This window comes from Rahnella ecdela, assembly GCF_019049625.1.
Classification (GTDB): domain Bacteria; phylum Pseudomonadota; class Gammaproteobacteria; order Enterobacterales; family Enterobacteriaceae; genus Rahnella; species Rahnella ecdela.
The window spans coordinates 25,991-48,420 of the sequence record NZ_JAFMOY010000120.1 but is presented as its reverse complement, the minus strand read 5'-3'; the positions used below and the strand labels follow the sequence as shown (position 1 = coordinate 48,420).

Sequence of the window (22,430 nt, the reverse complement as noted above, 5' to 3'; positions counted from 1 at the left end):
CATGACCTCTGATTTACAGTGGCAAGCCGCTGAGGCGACCGCAAAACGCATCACTAAAAACTGGGATAAACCCGGCGAGCCCGGCGGGGCAATCACTCTGTTCGACAGCAAAACACTCCGCGGTTTCGCCACCGGCGGTATGGCTAATCTGACCACTTCTGAGCCGTTTAGCATTGATTCCGTGGTGCGTTACGCCTCCGTCACCAAGCATATATTCGCGGCGCTGGCCTTACTGAAAAGTGATGCCGGACTCTCAACAGATGACCGCCTGGGCCAGCATTTACCTGACCTGAAGCCGCCGATGTCAGAGGTGACCATCGGTCAGGCACTGGACATGACTGGCGGTTTACCGGACGTTCGCGAAACGCTCTCCCTGCTGGGAATTTCGGTTTATAACGTCAGCGATGCTGACGCGATTATGGAATTTCTGGCGCAGGATGGCGCCCTGAACTTTCCCGCAGGTACGGAGATTTCATACAGCAATACCGGTTACCGGTTGGTGGAAGAAATCCTCAGGCGAAAAGGCATTTTGTTTGAAGACCTGCTGCAAAAACACATCGCGCATCCGCTGGATATTGCCTTCCGCGTACCGGAAACCTGGTTTGATATTGTTTCTGACTTGATCCCAGGTTACTGGCAGGACACTACCGGCTGGAAAACAGCGGCCGCCGGTTTGCATCTTTCAGCTTCCGGCAGTCTGACCGGCAGCGTGCGTTCGCTTTCCATCTGGCTGCAAAACCTGCTGGCAGACAGCGGACCGGGCGCGGGCGTGCTGAAAACGCTGACCGCGCAGCGCCATCTTAATGGCAATATCCCTTTTGCCTACGGGCTGGGAACCACTTCGTCGCAACTCGGTGAACATACGATCTACGGGCACGGCGGTTCCCATGCAGGATACAAAACCTATTTCCTGCTGCACCCGGAACTGGACGCCGGGATCGCGCTGGTTTCCAACCGTGAAGACACCACTGCGTATACACATGCGCTGGAAGTGATGTCCGCCCTGCTGGCATCCCCCCTTCCCGCCCGCAGCAACGCATTACCTGACGGACTGTATTCCAGCATCGCCGACCCTTACTGGCTGAAAGTCAGCAAGGGTACCGCCAGCTATCTGGGTTCCGCTGATAATTTGTATGAGGGTGAAGACGCTGGCGAAGCCATTACGCTTTCGGCGCATATGCCCATGCGTTTACGCTGGAATGGTCAGGCCATTGAAGGAGAAATTGGCCATGCACCGCGTTATTTCAGGCCGGTTGAGCCCAATGATTGTCTGAAAATGGTTCAGGGGCGCTGGTATCATCCGGAGTCAAAAGCGGCATTTGATATCGACGGTGACAAACTGCGGATTGGTGTGGGAACACAGCGTGCCAGCGGACAGTTGACTTCGCTGGGTGCAGGACGCCTGCTGGTGGAATTACCCGACGGGCCGTGGAAGAAAACCTTCTGTCTTTATTTCCAGGGCTACAACGTCAAACTCGTTTCAAACCGCAGCCGCGTACTGAGCTTCCGCCGCGAAGAATGTCGGAGCAGTTGGCAGCCGGGACACTAATCCCAAACGGTTTACAGCAAAGCCTCCCGCCGGGGAGGCTTTTTTTGTTAACTTCATCACATTTTGTTAATACAAACGGATCAACTGGTACATAACCGCACAAAATGTTCAGTCCTTATTTAACAAGGCCTGCCAGCCCGTTTTGCCCAAAATACCCTCATAAAACCTCCTGAAAATTAGTTGCCATATGCAACCGTCACTTCTTCACGCTTGTTAATTGAATTAACATCCGGGAAACAAAATTCAATACCCGCTTCATCTGCGCGGCATTAAGAAACACATCAAGTGTTCAGCAGATGACGCCGTTGAGTTTTAAAGATATTGATTTAACTAAATTATTTTATGTGTCTTTTTTATGCAATGTTTTGCTACCGCTACAAGGGATGAGTCTATGTCTGTTAAAAAACACACGGCACGTGCTGTAATTTGTGCCTCTGCTTTGCTGTTTTCCTCCACCTCCGCTTTCGCCGCCGGGCATCCTCAGCTCGATAGTGCGCAGGCCGCAAAAGTGATCGACAGTGTTAAAGCCACCATTGCTGAACAACACAGCACCGGTTGCGTTGCGGTTGTTGATTCATCTGGTTCATTACTCGCATTCCAGCGCCTCGATGGTTCTCCTGCCGGATGCGTCGATGCGTCCATTGGCAAAGCCCGGACCTCTGCGCTTTATCACGCGCCTTCACTGAAATTTATGCAACGCCTGCAGGGCGGCGAAACCACTGTGCTGGCAATCCCGCACGCGGTAGCACTGGGTGGCGGCTTCCCGCTGACCCTTGACGGTGAAGTGGTCGGTGCCGTCGGTGTCAGTACGCCGAAGCAGGAAATCGATAATCAGTCATCAGAAAAAGCGGCCAGCGTCCTGAAATAACAGGCACTTTTAATCACTCCTTCTTGTTGACGGCCACGCCCGTGGCCGTTTTATACGGAACATTTACGGACTTTCAGCATGATCAATCTCTCTCGTCGCCGTTGGATCCTCGGCACCGCGGGCGTCATGGTTGCGGGTATCGGTAGCCAGATGCTGGGCGGTGGTGTGTTTGCCACCCTCGCCCATGCCGCGCCACCGCTGGCTTCTGCTGTGACAATGCCAGACAGTTTTATGGCGCTTTCTAAAAAGCTGACCGGCATGGACTCGCTTGAACCGCACCTCGGACAAGCAATCTACAGCTGGCTGCATCAGGCACAGCTCGATACGCAGCTTGAGGCCCTTTCGACACTTTTCACCACGCACAGCAACGTTGTCGGTGACGATTTGCATCAGTTGCTGGCCGCACAACCGGCGGAACTGGCGCAGTTGTATCAACAGCTGGTCAGCGGCTGGTATCTCGGCGTGGTCGGTCAGCCCGGCAGCCAGAAATGTATCGGATTCGAAAATATCGTCAGCTATCAGCTGCTGAAAAATAACCTGCTGCCGCCAAGTTATGCGCCGGGTGAACCGAATTTCTGGGTCAACAAGCCCGCTGTGTCGCAACAAAATTCCACGGAGGTGACGGCTCATGGCTGATGCACTGAATGCAGATGTCGTTGTTATCGGTGCCGGTATCGCCGGATCGCTCGCTGCGCTGAAAATGGCGAAAGCCGGTGTTTCCGTGCTGATGCTCGATTCGGGACCCGTCATCAAACGTGATGAAGCGGTAGAACTGTTCCGCCAGTCACCCCTGAAAGGTGATTTCACCGAACCGTATCCACCGAAGCCGTGGGCTCCCCAACCCAAGTTTCAGCCAAAAGATAACAACTATCTGATCCAGAAAGGCCCGGATATCTATGCTGCGCAATACCTGCGCGGCGTTGGCGGTACAACCTGGCACTGGGCGGGTCAGGCGTTCCGTTTGCTGCCAAACGACATGAAGATTAAAACGCTGTACGGCGTCGGCCGCGACTGGCCAATCAGTTATGAAGATCTGGAACCGTATTACACAGAGGCTGAAATCCAGATGGGGGTTTCGGGTGACGATGCACTGGATTCACCGCGTTCCCGGCCTTATCCGCTGCCGGGTATCCCGCTGCCTTACGGGTTCGACCGAATCAGCAAACGTATCGCCAAACTCGGTTACATCCTGGGTATCGGCCCGCAGGCGCGCAACAGTATTCCTTACGACGGCCGTCCTGCCTGCTGTGGCAATAACAACTGCATGCCGGTCTGCCCGATTGACGCGCAATATCACGGCGGGATTTCCGCGCGAAAAGCGATTGAAGCCGGTGTGCGCGTCATTGCTAACGCAGTGGTCTACAAAATTGAAGCCAATGACAGCGGCGAAATCGTCGCCGTGCATTATCTCGATGCCGACAAAGTGGCACACAAAGTCACCGGCAAACGCTTCGTGCTGACCGCCAACGGCATTGAAAGTCCGAAACTGCTGCTGATGTCCACCAGTGACAAATATCCGGACGGCATCGCCAACAGTTCCGGCATGGTCGGTCGCAATCTGATGGATCATCCGGGTACATCGGTGGAATTTTACGCCGATGAGCCCGTGTATTTCGGCCGTGGTCCGATGCGCCCAGGCAGTATCAACAACCTGCGTGATGGTGATTTCCGTCGTGACCGTTCAGCACTCCGTATCGACGTCGCCAACACCTCGCCGGTGCGTTATCTGACCGAGCGTCTGGTGCGTCAGGGTTATTACGGCAAAGCGCTGAACGACAAACTGACCTACCAGTCAGAGCGTTTCATTCAGCTGAAATGTCTGCTGGAAATGCTGCCGGAACCTGAAAACCGCGTGGTTCTGAGCAAGACCGAGAAGGACGAATGGGGGATCCCGCGTCTCGAAGTGCATTACAAATTCCCGGACTACGTTCACCGCGGTTATGACCAGTCGATGCTCGACTTCCAGAAAATTGTTAAAGAGATGGGCGGCACCGAAGTGGTGTACAGCAAGCGTGGCGTTTACGACAACAACCAGCACATCACCGGCACCATGATCATGGGCAGCGACCCGAAAGATTCGGTGGTGGATGGAAATTGCCGCACGCATGACCACCCGAACCTGTTTATCGCCGGTACAGGTATTATGCCTTCCGCTTCGACGGTTAACTCCACGTTGTCCGGAACTGCACTGGCATTACGTATGGCTGACGCGGTGCTGAAAAGCCTGGCCTGATTGATTTTCTGAGGATTGAGCAATGAAAATGAAATTCGTGCTGGCGGCACTGCCGTTAATGGCAGCGGTCAGCGCCTGGGCTGATGATGCAGCAGGCAACGCGGACATGATTAAACGCGGAGAATATCTGGCAATCGCCGGTGACTGCACGGCCTGCCACACCGCACCGGGGGCAGATAAAACCGCGAAATTCGGCGGCGGCTATCCGCTGGCCTCTCCTTTCGGCGTGATTTACGGCACCAATATTTCTTCTGACAAGGAATTTGGTATCGGCAGCTGGAGTGATGATGAATTCGTGCGCGCGGTGCGTGAAGGTGTCGGTAAAGACGGACAGCAGCTGTATCCGGCGATGCCTTACGACTCTTTCACCAAAATGAAACGCGAAGACGTTCTGGCGATCAAAGCCTATCTGATGTCGCAGCCTGCGGTGCATTCCGCCGGGCCGGAAACGGATCTGTCTTTCCCGTTTAATCAGCGCTGGGGCATGCGCGTGTGGAAAATGTTTAACTTCGACAAAGGCGAGCTGAAAAACGATCCGTCCAAATCAGCGGACTGGAACCGTGGCGCCTATCTGGTAGATGCGCTGGAACACTGTGGCACCTGCCATACACCGCGCACGCTGACGATGGGCATGGATACCGACAAAGCGTTTTCCGGCGGCGATTTAGGTTCTTGGGTAGCGTTTAACATTACGCCGGATAAAAATGCCGGGATCGGCACCTGGTCGCAGCAGGATCTGGTGACTTACCTGAAAACCGGTTTCGTGCCGGGCAAAGCGTCGGCTTCCGGGGCAATGTCGGAAGCCATCGAGCACAGTTTGCAACATCTGTCAGACAGCGACCTGAATGCGATAGCCACATATATCCGCTCGGTTCCGGCAGTCGGTGATGACAAACAAACCAAACCCCGTGATCAATGGGGCCAGAAAAATCAGGACGTTTATCCGCTGCGCGCCGCAGGTCAGACAATCGACCAGTCTGCCGCTGCGCTGTTTAATGCCAGCTGCGCCGCCTGTCACGGAAAAGGCGGTGAAGGCAGCGGCGAAGGATTCCATGCGTATCCGTCGCTGTTCAGCCACACCAGCATCGGTTCTTACGACAGCCGTAATCAGGTTTCGGTGATCCTTAACGGCGTACAGCGTCATATGGATAAAGGCGAAATCATGATGCCGTCGTTTGCTAATCAGCTCAATGACGAGCAGATTGCGACGCTGAGTAATTATGTCAGCACGCAGTTCGGTAATCCGGCAGCGGCAACCGTCACCGCCAAAGACGTGGCAAAAATGCGTAAAGCGGCTGACCTGACATATCCGCCGAAAATCGAAGAAGGCACTCAGAAGTAATTTGTTGTCGTGCAACAGACAAAAGGAGCCGCAGAGGCTCCTTTTTACATTCTGTGGGAATGATGCCGTCTGGCGCCGAGCGTGGCGAGTGTCAGAATCGAGCTGGCCACCACGCGGTTTTTACCCTCTCGCTTCGCCTCATATAAAGACAAATCTGCCAGTTTCAGCGACTTACGGATAATCATTCCTGGTAAATACAGCGAAACCCCCAGTGACACCGTCACTTTAAGTTCCCGGCCATCTTCCAGAATAATCACACAGTCTTCGACTTCATGGCGGATGCGTTCCGCAATCGCCAGCAGCGTCGTGGGATCATACGCCGACGTCATGATCAAAAATTCCTCGCCGCCATAGCGACCGGCGAAGTCTTCATTGCGCGTCAGATGACGTAGTAAACGTCCTATTTCAATTAATACCCGGTCACCGGCCAGATGCCCGAGAGTATCATTCACCCGTTTAAAGTTATCGATATCAAGCAGAATTAAACCGCAGGCTTCCCGCTGTATTTGCCGCTGCGCCAGCCAGTAATCAATGCTGGCCCGGTTATTAATTTGCGTCAGTTCATCAGTCGCCGCCTTCACGCGAATGGTGAACACTTTGCTCATGTAGATTTCTTTATAATTCAGCGCGTGATAACAGAGGATCATACATAATGCGGCAATGACCTGATAAAAAATCAGCTCCGTCCACGGCACCCGAATGCCATGCAATCCTGAAACCAGCGCCAGACGGAAAATACCGACCAGCACAATGGTAATGTAAAGTTCCCGGTGTTTACGGCGTTGCCAGACACGGAACAAAAACAGAGTACCGAGGATTATCGCGATAAATAAATTATTGAGCGTGAACATTCCGCTGAAGAAAAATGCCACGACATAACTGCATAACCCGCTGAGCCAGCCGCCAAAAAAAGTCACCAGTATCATCGGCAACATTTCAAAACTGAAAGATAGGCTGTCAGTCAGCGCCAGCTGGTTGCCCCGCAGATACAGCGCCGTCATCCCCGCAACCAGTCCGAATGCCACCCGTTTCCAGTGCAATCCTTTAAAGGTGAAAGGTTCACTGCGGCTGAGGACAAAAAAGCTGATGGAAAGCGTGGCGTACGTAACACAAATATCCGCATACAGGCTGGTCAGCGAAAATATATCCGGCATAGATAAATGCGTCCTCTCACGCTATTCCCTGTCGATTTACGGGCATTAACTTAAATATAGTTGATGAATGCCTTCATCGTATCCGTATATGAAATAACCGGCGGCACATCACATTGCCACCCATTACAATAAAACGCAGACTATGCCGTAAAGTGTTAACCCGTCTTGATTTATGTCTACACAACCTGAGTCAGACAAGCGTAGGCTATGACATTTCCGGTGACGGAACACCGGGTTATTATCAATTCTTCTCACCAGGTGGTTTACGTCCTATGAATATATCAGGAAGTCGCCGTATCAGACTGTTCAGCGCTCTGACCGACGCCTGTTTTCGTGAAAAATATACCCTTCAGCGTTTACTTAAAGATGCTATTGCCGGCGTAACCGTCGGGATTATCGCTATCCCTCTCGCGATGGCGCTGGCCATTGGAAGCGGTGTTCCGCCGCAGTACGGGCTTTATACCTCGGCGGTTGCCGGGATTATTATCGCTATTTTCGGCGGCTCTCGCTTTAGCGTTTCCGGCCCGACCGCAGCCTTTGTGGTGATTCTCTACCCGGTATCGCAGCAGTTCGGTTTATCAGGCCTGCTGCTGGCGACACTAATGTCCGGCTTTATGTTGCTGCTGATGGGGCTGGCACGTTTTGGCAGACTGATTGAATACATTCCGCTGCCGGTCACGCTCGGTTTTACCTCCGGTATTGCGATTACTATCGGGACGATGCAGTTCAAAGATTTTTTCGGTCTGTCGATGGCAAGGGTGCCTGAACATTATCTGAGTAAAGTGGCTGCGCTGGTGATGGCATTACCGACGCTTGATATCGGTGATGCGGCGATTGGTATTGTGACGCTCGGGGTTTTAATCTTCTGGCCAAAACTGGGATTACGCGTTCCTGGCCATCTTCCTGCTCTGCTGGCCGGTTGTGCGGTCATGGCCATTTTCATGCAGGCCGGACATCAGGTTGCGACCATCGGTTCACGTTTTCATTTCCTGTTACCGGACGGTTCACAGGGCAACGGCATTCCGCCTATTTTGCCGCAGTTCGCACTGCCCTGGACTCAGCCCGACGGCAGTGGTCTGAGCTGGGCGCTGGTGCAGGCGCTGCTCCCCGCCGCATTCTCCATGGCAATGCTGGGCGCGATTGAGTCGTTGCTGTGCGCCGTCGTGCTTGATGGCATGACCGGCAAGAAACACCACTCGGACAATGAGCTGATCGGTCAGGGTATTGGCAATATGGTCAGCCCGTTCTTTGGTGGCATTACCGCTACCGCGGCGATTGCCCGTTCCGCTGCTAACGTCCGCGCAGGTGCAACATCGCCGGTATCGGCGGTCATCCACTCGCTGCTGGTGATCCTCGCCCTGCTGATCCTCGCGCCGTTGCTTTCATGGTTGCCGCTGGCGGCAATGGCCGCGCTACTACTGATGGTGGCGTGGAATATGAGCGAAGCGCATAAAGTCGTGGATATTCTGCGTCGTGCGCCGAAAGACGACATCCTGGTGATGCTGACCTGCATGAGCCTGACAGTGCTGTTTGATATGGTGATTGCCATTACCGCCGGTATCGTGATGGCATCCTTGCTGTTTATGCGACGGATAGCGAAACTGACGCGGCTGACGGAAGTTTCCGGTGAAACGGCGGATGACATGCTGGTTCTGCGCGTTAATGGCCCGCTGTTCTTCGCGGCGGCTGAACGTCTTTTCAGTGAATTACAGGTGCGCAGTTCCGGTAAAAAAGTGATTGTGTTGCTGTGGGATCGCGTGGCCGTACTGGATGCTGGCGGCGTTAACGCCTTGCAGCACTATATCGACGCCTTACCGGACGACATGGAACTGCGTATTGCAGAAATCCCCTTCCAGCCACTGAAAACGATGGCCCGGGCCAGAATGCATCCGGTGAAAGGAAAACTGAGTTTTTATAGTTCTCTGCAAGATGCTTTGCAAAGCCATCACTAAACGAAAAAGGCGACCCGAAGGTCGCCTTTGTTTTATCTGACTGAGACAGATTATTTGCTGGTATCGAGCGCCGGGAAGCTTTTCACCAGATCGTCGATAGCTTTCATCTGCACCAGGAAGGGTTCCAGTTTGTCCAGCGGCAATGCAGAAGGACCGTCGCATTTCGCGTGAGCCGGATCTTCGTGCGCTTCGATGAACAGACCTGCAATACCGACCGCCATACCGGCACGAGCCAGTTCAGCAACCTGTGCACGACGGCCGCCGGAAGCTGCGCCAAACGGGTCACGGGTTTGCAGTGCGTGAGTCACGTCGAAGATGACCGGATGACCGCCAGTGGCGTTAATCATCACGTTCATGCCCAGCATGTCGACAACCAGGTTGTCATAACCGAAGTTGCTGCCGCGATCGCACAGAATAACCTGATCGTTGCCACCTTCTTTGAATTTATCAACGATGTTTCCCATCTGGCCAGGGCTGACGAATTGTGGTTTTTTCACGTTAATGACAGCACCGGTTTTCGCCATGGCTTCCACCAGATCAGTCTGGCGTGCCAGGAATGCAGGCAGCTGGATCACGTCAACCACTTCTGAAACAGGCTGTGCCTGCCAGGATTCATGCACGTCGGTGATGATTTTTACACCGAAAGCTTTTTTCAGTTCCTGGAAGATTTTCATGCCTTCATCCAGGCCCGGACCGCGGTAAGAATGAATGGATGAGCGGTTCGCTTTATCGAAAGACGCTTTGAACACGTAAGGAATACCGAGTTTCTGGGTCACGGTGACGTAATGCTCACAAACGCGCATCGCCATCTCGCGAGATTCCAGCACGTTCATCCCGCCGAACAAAACAAACGGCAGATCGTTGGCGACTTTGATGTCCTGAATGCTAACCACTTTATGTTTCATACTTTGGCCTTTTAGTAAAAAATCCTTCACCTGAATGTGCCGCAACCGGCTGTTTTATCAACATTATTCAGATGGAACGAGAGGTAATGATAAATTAATGGAGCGTCACTTGCTTGTGCTCAATCGAGTGGATCTGCACTTTAATCACTTCTGAAATCGGGTCTTCCGGGCACTGTTCAACGAAATAGTTCAGATCGTTGATCGCCACATGGTCACATTCCAGCTGGGCGTAAATCAGCCCGCGGTCACGGATTTCATACGGATCTTCCGGGTCGAACTGCAAAACCGTTTCACTGGCGCGCAGAGCGAGTTCAAACTGTTTTTCTTCCATCAGCGCAGCTTTCAGGGTATCGAGCATTTTACGCACGATCAGCGTGTTTTCCGCTTCCTCGAGATCATCATCTTCGATCACTGCCGTCACGCCAAGGTTGCCCTTCAGCCACACATTCAGCATGTGTTCATTGAGCGTGTCGCCGTTGATTGGATTGAGCAGCCACATCTCTTCATCGAGCCAGTCGGCGCGCATGATAAGCTGTGTAGGGAAAATCACCGGCATCAGCGGCAGATCCAGTTCATGCGCAATATGCAGGAAAATCACTCCCAGCGAAACCGGCGTGCCCTGGCGAGATGACAATACTTTGTCGATCCAGATGGCGTCCGACAGGCGATAAACCCCACCTGCGCCCCCAAAACCCCAGGTACGATAAAACAGTTCAATCAACACTTCGAGCTGCTGATCCTGATCAAGATCGACAGGAACGATGCTGCGCGCTTCATCGACCAGCAATTGCAGCTGGTGGCGAACTTCGTCCGCATTGAAATCAAAACGCACGGATTCTGTTACTTTGATCACCCCGGCACTGAGCCGGGTGGTGTTAAATTCAAAATCAGCAAGGGTACTCATAGTTATCCCATTAGCAGCGGTATTTTCGTCAGCGCCAGTTTAAGAATCACATACAGGCAAGCAAGCGCCAGGATAAAGGCCAGCCAGCGGGTTTTCTGACTCACTGGTCGCTTGCTCAGGGCTACAAAACCCAACGCAATATAGATAATAACGCCAAAAATCTTTTCGGTCAGCCAGGTTCCCTGTGGGCTGAACGGATAAAAGTGTGTGATGAAGATAAGCGAAATACCACTTAATAGCAGCAAAGTATCCACAATATGTGGAACCACCTTCACCCAGCGTTTCTGCATCATAGCAGAACCCGCCCATTTCCAAAAAAATCGTAAGACAAACAGCGCAATGCTCAGCGTGATTGTCAGCAAATGCAGATTTTTAATCCAGACATACGCCATTGTCTGTTTTCCTTTCTTTTTGAGGTCTTAATGAGTGATGTTTTAGAAGCGGATGATTATTCGTTACGGTTGCCATTGCCCGAGACTGACGCGATCGTTGCCGCCGTAATCTTTCACCGTCGCGACCTGCCGGTAACCGGCATCACTGAAAAGTTTTTGCACATCCGCAGCCTGCTGCCAGCCATGCTCAAGCAATAACCAGCCGCCCTCTAAAAGATACGCGGGTGCAGCGGCAATGATATGCGCGAGATCAGCCAGACCGGCATTATCTGCCACCAGCGCGCTGGCGGGTTCAAAACGCACATCTCCCTCAAAAAGATGCGTGTCCGTGGCATCAATATAAGGGGGATTGCTGGCAATCAGCGCGAAGCGTTCTCCTGCGACCGGCGTAAACCAGCTGCCCTGCAAAAACTGAGCATTCGGGATATTCAGCTTTTGTGCATTGTGTTTCGCGAGGCAGACGGCATCGGGTTGCAGATCAATCCCGATGACCTGACAGTCAGGTCGTTCACTGGCTAACGCCAGCGCAATAGCACCGGTACCGGTACCTAAATCGAGAATACTGACGGGTTCTGACGGCAGACGTTCCAGCGCCTGTTCAACCAGACATTCGGTATCAGGACGCGGAATTAATGTGGCGGGAGAAACAGACAGTGGCAACGACCAGAATTCGCGTTCTCCGGTCAGATACGCCACCGGCTCACCCTGCTCACGTCGCGCCAGCAGGGTTTCGAGCTGTTGAAGTTGTTCAGCGGTAAGTTGCGTTTCGCCAAAAGCCATGATGTACGTTCTTGCCCGACCAGTCACAAAGCCGAGCAGAATTTCAGCATCACGTTTCGGGCTTTCACCCGCAAAAAGACGAAGGCTGGCGTCACGCAGCCAGGACTGAAAATCCATCAGTCCTGCTCTGAAAGCGCGGCAAGCTGATCGGCCTGATATTCCTGCACGATCGGCTGGATCAGCGCGTCCAGTTTACCTTCCATCACTTCATCCAGACGGTAAATGGTCAGGTTGATACGGTGATCGGTCACGCGACCCTGCGGGAAGTTGTAGGTGCGGTTACGGTCTGAACGGTCACCGGTGCCGAGCAGGTTACGGCGCGTCGAGGCTTCTTCTGCCTGACGTTTTGCCACTTCCGCAGCCCGGATACGCGCGCCCAGCACCGACATCGCCTTGGCTTTGTTTTTGTGCTGAGAACGTTCGTCCTGACATTCCACCACTATACCGGTTGGAATATGGGTGATACGGATAGCGGAATCGGTGGTGTTAACGTGCTGACCGCCCGCCCCGGAAGAACGGAACGTATCAATGCGCAAATCACCGGCGTTAATTTCCGGCAATTCGGCTTCAGGAATTTCCGGCATTACGGCGACGGTACAGGCCGAGGTATGAATACGCCCCTGAGATTCAGTTTCCGGTACACGCTGAACGCGGTGGCCGCCTGACTCAAATTTGAACTGACCGTACGCACCTTCGCCGCTTACTTTGGCGATCACTTCTTTATAGCCGCCGTGTTCGCCTTCGTTGGCACTCACGATTTCCACACGCCAGCGGCGCATTTCGGCGTAACGGCTGTACATACGGAATAAATCACCAGCAAAAATAGCCGCTTCATCACCACCGGTTCCTGCACGAATTTCGAGGAAACACCCGCGTTCATCGTCCGGATCTTTTGGCAGTAACAGAAGCTGTAATTTTTCTTCGAGTTCTTCGATATTCGTTTTGCACTCTTTGATCTCATCCTGCGCCATTTCGCGAATCTCTGGATCATCAAGCATCATTTCAGCGGTTTCTAAATCTTCCTGCGCCTGACGCCAGGCCAGAAAACATTCAGAAACTGCAGTTAACTGTGAGTATTCGCGGGAAAGACTGCGGAATTTATCCTGGTCGGCAATAACGCTGGCATCGCCGAGCATCGCCTGCACTTCTTCGTGGCGCTCTTGTAACGCTTCCAGTTTGGCAACAATAGAAGGCTTCATGCGTGGTGTTTAACCCTGTGAGAAAAGGAGAACTATTGCTGACCCAGCCCGAGGCTGTCGCGTAAAATTTGCAAACGCTCCACATCACCGTCGCTGGCTGCCTGTTGCAGAGAACGGGTTGGCGCGTGAATAAGGCGGTTTGTCAATTTGTGGGCTAATTCATGGATCACCGCTTCGACGTCAGCGCCCTGCGCTATGGCGGCAAGAGCTTTTGCTTGTGCGTCGGCGCGAATAATATCAGCACGTGAGCGATAATCACGAATAATTTCAACGGCTCCCTGCGAACGCAGCCAGGCCATGAAGTTCGAACTCTCCTGCTCAACGATCGTTTCGGCCTGAATGGCCGCCGCTTTGCGTTGTGCAAGGTTGTTTTGAATGATGCTGTGCAGGTCATCGACGCTGTACAGATAGGCGTTAGCCAGTTTGCCCACTTCCGGTTCGATATCACGCGGAACGGCAATATCCACCATCAGCATCGGCTGATTACGGCGGGCTTTTAACGCGCGCTCCACCATGCCTTTACCGATAATCGGCAGCGGACTGGCGGTGGAACTGATAATAATGTCAGCTTCCGCCAGACGGGAATCGATATCCTGCAGGCTGATGACTTCGGCGTTCACTTCCGTTGCCAGCGCCTGCGCCCGTTCACGCGTACGGTTGGCAATCATCATGTGACGCACGTTATGCTGATGAAGATGACGCGCGACAAGTTCAATGGTTTCACCCGCACCGACCAGCAACACGTTTACATCAGAAAGGGATTCAAAAATCTGACGCGCCAGCGTACAGGCGGCAAACGCTACAGAAACAGCGCTGGCACCGATATCCGTTTCAGTACGGACACGCTTGGCAACGGAGAAGGATTTCTGGAACAGACGCTCCAGTTCACCGGAAACGGCCTGACCATTTTGCGATTCCGCGAAGGCTTTTTTTACCTGCCCGAGAATTTGCGGCTCGCCGAGCACCAGTGAGTCCAGCCCGCTGGCGACGCGCATCAGATGGCTGACGGCTTCATTATCGTGGTGCCAGTACAAGCTTTTGCGCACTTCATCTTCACTGAGATGATGATAATCGCATAACCACTTCACCAGCTGTTCCTGCAGATTTTCCTGCTGTTCAACGCTGAGATAGAGCTCAGTGCGGTTACAGGTAGACAACACGACTCCGCTCTGCACCAGCGGTTGCTGGAGAAGACTGGAAAGCGCCTGATTCAGCGTCTCGGGTGAAAATGTTACCCGTTCACGCAGAGACACCGGGGCTGTTTTGTGGTTGATACCTAATGCAAGCAGGGTCATATCGGGAGCGGTTATCGGCTTATACTTTATAATAGTATGGGTTTACGTCTGCTGCGCATTCTACAAGATGCGCGAGATCAATAAAAGGCGAACAGCACCATCGGTTAAATCCAATTACAAATCAGCATTGTCCCAAAACGGATTGATCGCCGATCATCTGTGCAGGGTTGAGATCATCCCGCGCTTCGGCTGTGCTAAACTGACGCACGCCACATTTGCCCTGGCATCCCATTTCGCCAAAGCACAAAGGATTTTATCTGTTATGCCAATGCGTAAAGCACACTTTGTTCGCCTTCTTCCTCTTGCAAGCTTAGTTCTTGCCGCCTGTTCGATTAATGCGCCGAAAGGCCCGGCGACCAGCCCGACGTCCCCGCAATGGCGTGAACATGAAGCTCAGGTTAAACAGCTTGAGCATTATCAGACCCGCGGCTCTTTCGCGTATCTTTCCGATAAACAGAAAGTCTATGCCCGCTTCTTCTGGCAACAATATTCTCCGGACAGCTATCGTTTACTGCTGACCAATCCGCTGGGCAGCACGGAAATGGAGCTTAAAGTTCAAAGCGGTATCGCGCAGCTGACCAATAATGAAGGCAAGCATTACACCAGTGACAATCCTGATGACATGATCCAGAAGCTGACCGGCATGTCGATTCCGCTGGCGAATCTGCGTCTGTGGATGTTGGGCCTGCCGGGTGACGGCACCGATTTCACACTCGACAGCCAGTACCGTCTGTCTCAGGTTAAATTCACGCAGAACGGCAAAGCGGGCACCGTGGTCTATCAGAGCTATGATGATGACGCCAAACCTTCCCTGCCGCAGCGTCTGGAAATGACTCAGGGCGAACAGCGTATCAAGCTGAAAATGGATAACTGGACGCTAAACTGAGATGACACAGCAATTGTGGCCTTCTCCGGCTAAACTCAATTTGTTTCTTTATATCACTGGCCAGCGTCCGAATGGCTACCATGATTTGCAGACGCTGTTTCAGTTTGTCGATTACGGGGACAGTTTGAGTTTTAACGCCCGTGACGACGGTGCCATCGTGCTGACCACGCCGGTTGAGGGTGTGGCTGACAAAGATAATCTGGTGGTGCGCGCCGCGCGTCTGTTGCAGCAGCATGCGGTAACGTCTCAGGGCGCAGACATTGCACTGCAAAAACGTATTCCTATGGGTGGCGGTCTTGGCGGCGGTTCTTCTAACGCGGCGACCGTGCTGGTGGCGCTGAATGCAATCTGGAATTGCGGACTTTCCGATACCGAGCTGGCGCAACTTGGTGTGACTCTCGGCGCGGATGTGCCGGTGTTTGTAATGGGTCATGCCGCTTTTGCCGAAGGCATCGGCGAGATTTTGCAACCCGTCGAACCGGCAGAAAAATGGTATCTGATCGCGCATCCCGGCGTCAGCATTCCGACGCCGGTGATTTTCGGCGATCCGCAACTGACCAGAAATACACCAAAACGCCCTGTTAATGTGCTTTTGGACACGCCTTACGCAAATGATTGCGAACCGATTGCGAGAAAACGTTTTTACGAGGTTGAACAGCTACTTTCTTGGCTGTTAGAATACGCGCCGTCGCGACTGACCGGGACAGGCGCTTGTGTGTTTGCAGAATTCGACACCGAAGTTGCTGCCCGTCAGGTTTTGGACAAAATGCCATCGTGGAGTCGGGGTTTTGTCGCGCAAGGTGTTAATATCTCGCCGTTGCACCGTTTTCGCGAAATCTGGTTGAGAACTGCGGGCAAAGCGTAGAGAGTCACAGCAGTCTTGTGTCTGTTCTTTGCCAGCCAATTATTCAACAGATTTAAGTAGTAAGATTTAGAAGTATCGTGAGCATAATGCTTTGGTACCGCTCACCGCCCGGTGGTGCCAAAAGCCAATGTCTTCCCTGGACGCAAGCCTGAGGTTCTTCTCGTGCCTGATATGAAGCTTTTTGCTGGTAACGCCACCCCGGAACTAGCACAACGTATTGCCAACCGTTTATACACCAGCCTTGGTGACGCCGCCGTCAGTCGTTTCAGCGACGGTGAAGTAAGCGTGCAAATTAACGAAAATGTACGTGGCGGAGATATTTTCATTATCCAGTCCACCTGCGCGCCTACTAACGATAACCTGATGGAACTGGTCGTAATGGTTGATGCCTTACGCCGCGCCTCCGCTGGTCGTATCACAGCCGTTATTCCTTACTTCGGCTATGCACGTCAGGATCGCCGGGTGCGTTCTGCCCGTGTGCCAATCACCGCTAAAGTTGTTGCTGACTTCCTGTCCAGCGTCGGCGTTGACCGTGTTCTGACTGTAGACCTGCATGCAGAGCAGATTCAGGGCTTCTTCGATGTTCCGGTAGACAACGTATTCGGCAGCCCTATTCTGCTCGAAGACATGCTGCAACAGAATCTGGAAAACCCGATTGTGGTTTCTCCGGATATCGGTGGTGTTGTCCGTGCCCGTGCTGTGGCAAAACTGCTGAACGATACCGACATGGCTATCATTGATAAACGTCGTCCACGCGCAAACGTTTCTCAGGTGATGCACATTATCGGTGATGTTGCTGGCCGTGACTGCGTACTGGTCGATGATATGATCGACACCGGTGGTACTCTGTGTAAAGCCGCTGAAGCACTGAAAGAACGCGGTGCTAAACGTGTATTCGCTTACGCTACCCACCCGATTTTCTCCGGCAATGCTGTGGAAAACATCAAAAACTCCGTCATCGACGAAGTGATTGTGTGTGACACCATTCCGTTGTCCGCAGAAATCCGCGCACTGAAAAAAGTGCGTACCCTGACCCTGTCAGGCATGCTGGCTGAGGCAATCCGCCGCATCAGCAATGAAGAATCCATTTCTGCGATGTTCGAGCATTAATCATCACGCCCCTGTTTTCAGGGGCGTTTTGTTTTGCCTGAAGGCTTTTGTCAGAAACAGAAATGCAAAAACCGTTATCGCGTGAGCGACAACGGTTTTTTTTATGCCTTACAACTCTCAGGAATGACGGTGTGATTTGCCGTTCGTGCAGCGGGAATCGAAGTGGCGTACCCACCAGTAACGGTCTGCGACACGTTCATGTCCGCCGACTCTCGCACCCGCTACCCATAAAATGGCACCGACAAAAATACTGCCAATCGCGCCATGCGCCAGGAATTGCGGTAATCCGAGTTCAGGCATCTGATTAAGGATGGAATACCCAACACCACCGACCATTGTAAGTAAACCGAGTCCCATCAGACCATTGCCGATCATGCGTGCGGTTTTACGTTTCATATGTCACCTCCAGTTGTCGATAGTCTTAGCATCATTGCTGTCTTGTCTTTTCTTGCCTTTAACTATAGACGTCCCATCCGGTTCACTTTGCGGTAGCGATCACAGACAGAGAACATTGAACGACAAATCTTTACGTTTTCCAGACATATAGGTTCGAAAGGTTAATAGTCAGCCTGATGAACTATTCAATATTCTGCGTAACTGGCCCGAATTATTTTTAGTGATGTTTGGCACAGTGAAACGCGACAGGTAAACTACCCCGCTAAACCTCACCGGATAAAGAAGCGAAAATCGTGAGCAGCATTAAATTGATCGTTGGCCTGGCCAATCCCGGCGCAGAATACGCCCAGACCCGCCATAACGCAGGCGCCTGGTATGTTGATCTTCTCGCCCGCCAGCACAACCAGCAACTGAAAGAAGAAAGTAAGTTTTTTGGATACACCGCCCGCCTGTCACTGGCCGGTCAGGACGTCCGTCTGCTGGTGCCGACCACCTTTATGAACCTGAGTGGTAAAGCGGTTCTGGCGATGGCGCAGTTCTACCGCATCGAACCGGATGAAATACTGGTCGCGCACGATGAGCTGGATATCCCGCCGGGTATGGCGAAAATCAAACTGGGCGGCGGTAACGGCGGCCATAACGGGCTGAAAGACATTCAGAGCAAGTTCGGTAACAACCCGAACTTCTACCGACTGCGCATCGGTATCGGTCATCCGGGCGATAAAAGCAAAGTCGTGGGATTTGTACTCGGCAAGCCGCCAGCCAGTGAACAAAAGCTGATTGACGATGCCATTGATGAATCCCTGCGCTGTACCGAATTACTGATGAAAGAAGGCCTGGAAAAAACCATGCGCCGTCTGCATACCTTCAAAGCAGAACTGTAAGAGTTGTATAAGCGGCGCGGATAAACGCGCCCTTTCCTTTTTCCCTCTCCCTAACCCAAATTCCGTTACCTGCCCTGCAATTCCTCCGCTACCTGTTGCCAACTGCAACTATTCATGAGCATTATGCGAATCTCATTTACATTCAGTTACGCCTGATGATTAACGTTGCTTTGATTGACGACCACGTTGTGGTGCGTTCCGGTTTTGCCCAACTGCTCGGTCTTGAGCCAGATATCCAGATTGTCGGCCAGTATGCGTCGGCGGCGAATGCATGGTCGTCGCTGCTGAAAATGAATATTGATGTAGCAGTGATGGATATCGCTATGCCCGATGAAAGCGGGTTAAGTTTGCTTTCACGTTTGCGCCAGCAGCGACCGGATTTCCGCGCCATTATTCTGAGCATTTACGACACCACCGCGTTTGTGCAAAGTGCGCTGGATGCCGGCGCAGGTGGCTATCTCACTAAACGCTGCGGTCCGGAAGAACTGGTGCAGGCGGTCCGCACCGTGTACGCCGGTGGTCGTTATCTGTGCTCCGATGCCCTGCTGGCGCTTCGCCAGAGTCAGCAAACGCCGAAAGCCTTGCAGGCGCTGACGCCGCGTGAACGCGAGATTTTCGATCTGCTGGTCAACGGACTGAGCGTGAAGGCGATTGCCGAACAGCTCGAACTCAGCCACAAAACCGTGCACGTTCACCGCGCCAATATCCTCGGCAAACTCCAGTGCGACACCACCATCGAACTGGTTCACTTCGCCATACAGCACCACCTTCTCGCCTGATGCGCAGAGTTGGCCTGACGCTGTTTCTCGCCATTTTCTACAGCCTGTGCTGGGTGGCATTGTGGTCGATCAGTTTCTATCTTACGCAAAATGGTCAGCAGGCGATGCTGCTCCTGCCACAGGGTCTGCGCCTCGCACTGATGACCCTGCTTTCGCGCCGTTACTGGCCGGTGATGCTGGCATCAGAATTTTGCATTGCCGTCTGGCTGCACAGTGAACAATTACAGACGCATTGGGTCATCCTGCTTTCACCGCTGCTCAGTCTGATCCCCGCCGCCCTCGTGCAGCATTTCTGGCGACGGTTTACCCTTTACTGGCAGCGACTTTTGCTGCTGCTTGGCGCGGTGGCCGGTAACAGCCTGTTGCAGATGGCAGTACCCGGCCTGTGGCTGAATTCTCCGCTGAGCCAGACGCTGCTGGCCTCCTTCACCGGCGGCATTCTCCTGACGCCGTTTATCTATCTGATTTATGAATACCTCAAGCAACAGCATTTGCAAAACCTGCTGGCACAGGAAATCCCCGATCCGCCGCTGCGCACGTCGCTGCTGATCTGGTGCTCGCTGTTCTTCGCCCTCGCCGTCGGTCTGCAAATGACGCTGGCGCCGGAAGTAGAACGGCTGCTGATCATTCTGGTCTTTCTGCCTAACGTGGTGATGGCTTACGCCTTCGGTTGGCAGGGTGGCGTGCTGGCAGCGGTGCTGGGCAGCCTGATGATCACAGTCACGCGGCAGATGAGCGGCGCGTTTCACGATTTGCTCGAGCTGGAACTGTTTCTCTCCACACAGGCGCTGCTGGGCATCGGGCTGGGGATCGCCATCAGCCGTCAGCAGCAACTGGCATCACATCTCAACCGCTACCGTTTACAGCTGGAGCAGGAATTACACACCCGTCGCCAGCTGACAGAGCGGCTGGTGCATACAGAAGAAGCGGTGCGCAAGGAAATCGCCCGCGAGCTGCACGATGAAATCGGGCAGAATATTACTGCCATTCAGATACAAGCGATGCTGGTCGATCGCAGTCCCCCAGGTCCGGCCACCCACGCCGCCGCCAGACAGATTGGCGAGCTTTCACAGCGTATTCATCACACCACCCGGCAGTTATTGCGCCAGCTGCGCCCGCCGGTACTGGATGAAATGTCGCTCGAGTTAGCCCTGCACCACCTGGCAGATGAATTTGCCTTCGCGCAACAGGGGATCGATTTTCAACTCGATTACCACCTGACCGACGCACCTTCCGATGACACCCTGATTTTCACGTTGTACCGCCTGGTGCAGGAATTGCTCAACAACATCAATAAACATGCCGGTGCGACCGAAGTTCGCGTCAGCCTGACTGTGCAACTCAACATGCTGGTGCTGACAGTCAGTGACAACGGTATCGGCTTCACCTTGCCTGTGAAAGAAGGCTTCGGGCTGCGTGGCATTGAAGAACGCGTCCGCGCGCTGGGCGGTGAATGGCTGGTTGATCAGCAGGATGGCACCCGCATAACTGTTAAGTTGCCCACAGATTTGCAAACAACATCCCCCTGACTAGGACTAATTCCTAGTCATCTAAAACCTTGTCTCATCCCCCCGGTAAAACACATGCATACACTCACCTCATTACCCCGGAGAACACCATGACAGCAACGCCGTTATCCGCCACAGAAGTGGATAAAAATTACCGCTACTGGCGCGTGCATTTATTGCTGTCGATGGTCATTGGCTACGCCGCGTTCTACCTCACCCGCCGCAGCGTTAACTTCGCGATGCCGGTGATGCAGCTGGAACTGGGACTGACCAAAGGCGATATCGGTCTGCTCGGCACGCTGTTTTACCTGGCCTATGGCGGCTCGAAATTTATCTCGGGCATTTACAGCGACCGCACCGGGGCCCGCTGGTTTATGGGCGTCGGATTACTGATGACCGGCGTGCTGAATATTTTGTTCGCCTTCTGCCATTCGCTGACCGCGCTCCTGATTGTGTGGACGCTCAACGGATTCTTTCAGGGCTGGGGATGGCCGCCGTGCGCCAGATTGCTGACGCACTGGTATTCGCGCAACGAACGCGGTTTCTGGTGGGGCTGCTGGAATACGTCGATCAACATCGGTGGCGCGGCGGTTCCGCTGCTCTCGGGATTACTCGCCGCAACCTGGGGCTGGCAGGCGGCGCTGCTGGTGCCGGGCGCGGTCGGGGTCATCCTCGGATTGTGGCTTTGCCGTCAGCTGTGCGGTACGCCGCAGCAGGAAGGATTGCCGTCAGTGGGCGTCTGGCGGCGTGATCCGCTGGAACTGCGGCAGGAACAGCAAAGTCCGCCGATGAGCATGACGCAGATCCTGCGCCGGACGATTTTACAGAACCGGACAATCTGGCTGCTTGGCGTCTCATATGTGCTGGTGTACCTCATCCGCATTGCGCTCAACGACTGGGGCAATATCTGGCTGGCGGAGAATCACGGTGTCAATTTACTCAGTGCAAACGCGACACTGTCACTTTTCGAACTCGGCGGTCTGCTCGGCGCATTGTTTGCAGGATGGGGCTCTGACCTGCTGTTTCGCGGGCAGCGTGCACCAATGATTTTACTGTTTTCTCTGGGGCTGTTTCTGACCGTCACCGCCCTGTGGCTGGCACCGGTACATCATTTCGGGCTGCTGGCGCTGAGTTTCTTCAGCATCGGATTTTTCGTATTCGGGCCGCAAATGCTGATTGGTCTGGCGGCAACTGAATACTCACACAAAGACGCGGCGGGCACGGTGACCGGATTTCTCGGTCTGTTTGCCTACCTCGGCGCGGCGCTGGCCGGATGGCCGCTGGCGGTGGTGATGCAACACTACGGCTGGTCGGGATTTTTTGCAGTGCTGACGATGGCTTCGGCGTTCGTCGGCCTGCTGCTGATGCCCATGATGATGGCCGGGATCAGCAAACGCGAATTACAGTCCGCTCCGCCGGACAACTGACA

General features: G+C 53.5%; 21 protein-coding genes. 13 read left to right on the top strand and 8 right to left on the bottom strand.

Translation table 11 applies throughout. The features are described 5' to 3' along the window. Position 1: 1 nt before the first annotated feature. The 5 genes from J1784_RS08590 (at position 2) to J1784_RS08570 (ending at position 5,992) form a co-directional block, all read left to right on the top strand. Entirely contained in the window at positions 2-1,549 is a 1,548-nt protein-coding gene (locus J1784_RS08590; RefSeq protein WP_217148846.1) for a serine hydrolase domain-containing protein, read from the top strand. Between the two features lie 391 nt (positions 1,550-1,940). Beyond that, the gene (locus tag J1784_RS08585; RefSeq protein WP_217148845.1) at positions 1,941-2,417 is read left to right on the top strand and encodes a GlcG/HbpS family heme-binding protein; all 477 of its coding nucleotides are present in this window, start codon (positions 1,941-1,943) and stop codon (positions 2,415-2,417) included. A gap of 78 nt (positions 2,418-2,495) precedes the next feature. After that, positions 2,496-3,053 (top strand): sorbitol dehydrogenase family protein, encoded by a 558-nt coding sequence (locus J1784_RS08580; RefSeq protein ID WP_217148844.1) that lies wholly within the window; start codon positions 2,496-2,498, stop codon positions 3,051-3,053. Then, positions 3,046-4,650: a GMC family oxidoreductase gene (locus tag J1784_RS08575; RefSeq protein ID WP_217148843.1), complete on the top strand. Its 1,605-nt coding sequence runs from the start codon at positions 3,046-3,048 to the stop codon at positions 4,648-4,650. The genes J1784_RS08580 and J1784_RS08575 overlap by 8 nt, the downstream gene beginning before the upstream one ends. A 22-nt stretch (positions 4,651-4,672) precedes the next feature. Next, the gene (locus J1784_RS08570; RefSeq protein ID WP_217148842.1) at positions 4,673-5,992 is read left to right on the top strand and encodes a cytochrome c; all 1,320 of its coding nucleotides are present in this window, start codon (positions 4,673-4,675) and stop codon (positions 5,990-5,992) included. Positions 5,993-6,036: 44 nt separating this feature from the next. Here the strand turns inward: J1784_RS08570 and J1784_RS08565 are convergent, their stop codons facing one another. Next, positions 6,037-7,146, bottom strand: a complete 1,110-nt coding sequence (locus J1784_RS08565; RefSeq protein WP_217148841.1) for a GGDEF domain-containing protein — start codon at positions 7,144-7,146, stop codon at positions 6,037-6,039. 272 nt (positions 7,147-7,418) lie between these two features. Between J1784_RS08565 and dauA the strand changes: the two genes are divergently transcribed. Next, positions 7,419-9,098 (top strand): C4-dicarboxylic acid transporter DauA, encoded by a 1,680-nt coding sequence (gene dauA, locus J1784_RS08560; protein ID WP_217148840.1) that lies wholly within the window; start codon positions 7,419-7,421, stop codon positions 9,096-9,098. 50 nt (positions 9,099-9,148) lie between these two features. Here the strand turns inward: dauA and kdsA are convergent, their stop codons facing one another. The 6 genes from kdsA to hemA form a co-directional block, all read right to left on the bottom strand. Continuing rightward, positions 9,149-10,003 carry a 3-deoxy-8-phosphooctulonate synthase gene (gene kdsA, locus J1784_RS08555; RefSeq protein ID WP_217148839.1) on the bottom strand — a complete coding sequence of 285 codons (855 nt, stop codon included), beginning with the start codon at positions 10,001-10,003 and terminating at the stop codon, positions 9,149-9,151. 94 nt (positions 10,004-10,097) lie between these two features. After that, positions 10,098-10,907, bottom strand: coding sequence for an invasion regulator SirB1 (sirB1, locus tag J1784_RS08550; protein WP_217148838.1), 810 nt, complete (start codon positions 10,905-10,907; stop codon positions 10,098-10,100). A gap of 2 nt (positions 10,908-10,909) precedes the next feature. Then, positions 10,910-11,299 carry a SirB2 family protein gene (locus J1784_RS08545; protein WP_217148837.1) on the bottom strand — a complete coding sequence of 130 codons (390 nt, stop codon included), beginning with the start codon at positions 11,297-11,299 and terminating at the stop codon, positions 10,910-10,912. 63 nt (positions 11,300-11,362) lie between these two features. Continuing rightward, positions 11,363-12,196 carry a peptide chain release factor N(5)-glutamine methyltransferase gene (gene prmC / locus J1784_RS08540; protein WP_217148836.1) on the bottom strand — a complete coding sequence of 278 codons (834 nt, stop codon included), beginning with the start codon at positions 12,194-12,196 and terminating at the stop codon, positions 11,363-11,365. Then, entirely contained in the window at positions 12,196-13,278 is a 1,083-nt protein-coding gene (gene prfA / locus J1784_RS08535; protein WP_217148835.1) for a peptide chain release factor 1, read from the bottom strand. The genes prmC and prfA overlap by 1 nt, the downstream gene beginning before the upstream one ends. 32 nt (positions 13,279-13,310) lie before the next feature. After that, positions 13,311-14,573, bottom strand: a complete 1,263-nt coding sequence (gene hemA / locus J1784_RS08530) for a glutamyl-tRNA reductase (protein WP_120507651.1) — start codon at positions 14,571-14,573, stop codon at positions 13,311-13,313. Positions 14,574-14,835: 262 nt separating this feature from the next. Here hemA and lolB point away from each other — a divergent pair, with 262 nt between their 5' ends. From lolB to prs, 3 genes are all read left to right on the top strand, one after another. Beyond that, the gene (gene lolB / locus J1784_RS08525) at positions 14,836-15,459 is read left to right on the top strand and encodes a lipoprotein insertase outer membrane protein LolB (RefSeq protein WP_112288710.1); all 624 of its coding nucleotides are present in this window, start codon (positions 14,836-14,838) and stop codon (positions 15,457-15,459) included. Position 15,460: 1 nt separating this feature from the next. Next, the gene (ispE, locus tag J1784_RS08520; RefSeq protein ID WP_217148834.1) at positions 15,461-16,324 is read left to right on the top strand and encodes a 4-(cytidine 5'-diphospho)-2-C-methyl-D-erythritol kinase; all 864 of its coding nucleotides are present in this window, start codon (positions 15,461-15,463) and stop codon (positions 16,322-16,324) included. 162 nt (positions 16,325-16,486) lie between these two features. Beyond that, entirely contained in the window at positions 16,487-17,434 is a 948-nt protein-coding gene (gene prs, locus J1784_RS08515; protein WP_013575591.1) for a ribose-phosphate diphosphokinase, read from the top strand. Between the two features lie 117 nt (positions 17,435-17,551). Here the strand turns inward: prs and ychH are convergent, their stop codons facing one another. Next, complete coding sequence (gene ychH, locus J1784_RS08510) at positions 17,552-17,830, bottom strand: stress-induced protein YchH (RefSeq protein WP_217148833.1); 279 nt, start codon at positions 17,828-17,830, stop codon at positions 17,552-17,554. A gap of 293 nt (positions 17,831-18,123) precedes the next feature. Between ychH and pth the strand changes: the two genes are divergently transcribed. The 4 genes from pth (at position 18,124) to uhpC (ending at position 22,428) form a co-directional block, all read left to right on the top strand. Continuing rightward, complete coding sequence (gene pth / locus J1784_RS08505) at positions 18,124-18,714, top strand: aminoacyl-tRNA hydrolase (protein ID WP_037034067.1); 591 nt, start codon at positions 18,124-18,126, stop codon at positions 18,712-18,714. 155 nt (positions 18,715-18,869) lie between these two features. Then, positions 18,870-19,493, top strand: a complete 624-nt coding sequence (locus J1784_RS08500; RefSeq protein WP_217148832.1) for a response regulator transcription factor — start codon at positions 18,870-18,872, stop codon at positions 19,491-19,493. Continuing rightward, positions 19,493-21,022, top strand: coding sequence for an MASE1 domain-containing sensor histidine kinase (locus tag J1784_RS08495; protein WP_217148831.1), 1,530 nt, complete (start codon positions 19,493-19,495; stop codon positions 21,020-21,022). The genes J1784_RS08500 and J1784_RS08495 overlap by 1 nt, the downstream gene beginning before the upstream one ends. Positions 21,023-21,111: 89 nt before the next feature. Further along, a complete protein-coding gene (gene uhpC / locus J1784_RS08490; RefSeq protein WP_217148830.1) occupies positions 21,112-22,428 on the top strand; it encodes an MFS transporter family glucose-6-phosphate receptor UhpC in 1,317 nt (438 codons plus the stop codon). Positions 22,429-22,430: the final 2 nt, after the last annotated feature.

Coding starts and splice junctions, on each gene's coding strand:
- J1784_RS08590 (WP_217148846.1), top strand. CDS start 2: ATGACCTCTGATTTACAGTGGCAAGCCGCTGAGGCGACCGCAAAACGC.
- J1784_RS08585 (WP_217148845.1), top strand. CDS start 1,941: ATGTCTGTTAAAAAACACACGGCACGTGCTGTAATTTGTGCCTCTGCT.
- J1784_RS08580 (WP_217148844.1), top strand. CDS start 2,496: ATGATCAATCTCTCTCGTCGCCGTTGGATCCTCGGCACCGCGGGCGTC.
- J1784_RS08575 (WP_217148843.1), top strand. CDS start 3,046: ATGGCTGATGCACTGAATGCAGATGTCGTTGTTATCGGTGCCGGTATC.
- J1784_RS08570 (WP_217148842.1), top strand. CDS start 4,673: ATGAAAATGAAATTCGTGCTGGCGGCACTGCCGTTAATGGCAGCGGTC.
- J1784_RS08565 (WP_217148841.1), bottom strand. CDS start 7,146: ATGCCGGATATATTTTCGCTGACCAGCCTGTATGCGGATATTTGTGTT.
- dauA (WP_217148840.1), top strand. CDS start 7,419: ATGAATATATCAGGAAGTCGCCGTATCAGACTGTTCAGCGCTCTGACC.
- kdsA (WP_217148839.1), bottom strand. CDS start 10,003: ATGAAACATAAAGTGGTTAGCATTCAGGACATCAAAGTCGCCAACGAT.
- sirB1 (WP_217148838.1), bottom strand. CDS start 10,907: ATGAGTACCCTTGCTGATTTTGAATTTAACACCACCCGGCTCAGTGCC.
- J1784_RS08545 (WP_217148837.1), bottom strand. CDS start 11,299: ATGGCGTATGTCTGGATTAAAAATCTGCATTTGCTGACAATCACGCTG.
- prmC (WP_217148836.1), bottom strand. CDS start 12,196: ATGGATTTTCAGTCCTGGCTGCGTGACGCCAGCCTTCGTCTTTTTGCG.
- prfA (WP_217148835.1), bottom strand. CDS start 13,278: ATGAAGCCTTCTATTGTTGCCAAACTGGAAGCGTTACAAGAGCGCCAC.
- hemA (WP_120507651.1), bottom strand. CDS start 14,573: ATGACCCTGCTTGCATTAGGTATCAACCACAAAACAGCCCCGGTGTCT.
- lolB (WP_112288710.1), top strand. CDS start 14,836: ATGCCAATGCGTAAAGCACACTTTGTTCGCCTTCTTCCTCTTGCAAGC.
- ispE (WP_217148834.1), top strand. CDS start 15,461: ATGACACAGCAATTGTGGCCTTCTCCGGCTAAACTCAATTTGTTTCTT.
- ychH (WP_217148833.1), bottom strand. CDS start 17,830: ATGAAACGTAAAACCGCACGCATGATCGGCAATGGTCTGATGGGACTC.
- J1784_RS08500 (WP_217148832.1), top strand. CDS start 18,870: ATGATTAACGTTGCTTTGATTGACGACCACGTTGTGGTGCGTTCCGGT.
- J1784_RS08495 (WP_217148831.1), top strand. CDS start 19,493: ATGCGCAGAGTTGGCCTGACGCTGTTTCTCGCCATTTTCTACAGCCTG.
- uhpC (WP_217148830.1), top strand. CDS start 21,112: ATGACAGCAACGCCGTTATCCGCCACAGAAGTGGATAAAAATTACCGC.